At 64.4% G+C, this 475-nt stretch carries 1 protein-coding gene; it reads left to right on the top strand.

The genetic code is table 11. The annotated features are described in order from the left end of the window. The first annotated feature begins 58 nt into the window (after positions 1–58). Positions 59–475 carry a DUF4259 domain-containing protein gene (locus LPA54_RS37530; RefSeq protein WP_228919642.1) on the top strand — a complete coding sequence of 139 codons (417 nt, stop codon included), beginning with the start codon at positions 59–61 and terminating at the stop codon, positions 473–475.

Raw genomic sequence — 475 nt, 5'->3', positions numbered from 1 at the left:
ATGTCAGTGACTCCTGAAAGCATGCCATCGTCCGAGACAGCCCTATCAGAAGCAGTGCATGGGAACGTGGGGAACCGGCCCCTTCGACAGCGACCTCGCCGCGGACTTCGTCGATGCACTCGAAGGACTCACCCACCACCAGGCCATCCACCTGCTGGAGCGGGCATTTCAGCGAGTCACCGACTCGGGAGAACGCGTCGATGGTGGAGACGGGGCCGAAGCCGTTGCCGCCAGTGCTCTCGTCGCGAGCACCCTCCCGGACAGTCCCATCGTGATTGCCCCGGACGACGGCCCCAGGGAACCGCTGCCCGAACTGCCCGCCTCCCTGCGCGCGTCGGCGAGACTCGCACTGGACCGGGTTCTCCAGGACGAATCAGAAATGGCAATCGGCTGGGTGGACAGCGCTGACGCTGACCAGTGGCGCCAGGAAGTACGGCAGATCCTCCAAGCACTCGGAACACCCACTGATCACTGA

The sequence above is a fragment of the Streptomyces sp. DH12 genome, from assembly GCF_020873895.1.
Taxonomy (GTDB): Bacteria; Actinomycetota; Actinomycetes; order Streptomycetales; family Streptomycetaceae; genus Streptomyces.
This window is presented reverse-complemented; position numbering and strand designations above follow the sequence as displayed.

Excerpts from the sequence above, each read along its gene's own strand:
- LPA54_RS37530 (WP_228919642.1), top strand. The coding sequence starts at position 59 with ATGGGAACGTGGGGAACCGGCCCCTTCGACAGCGACCTCGCCGCGGAC.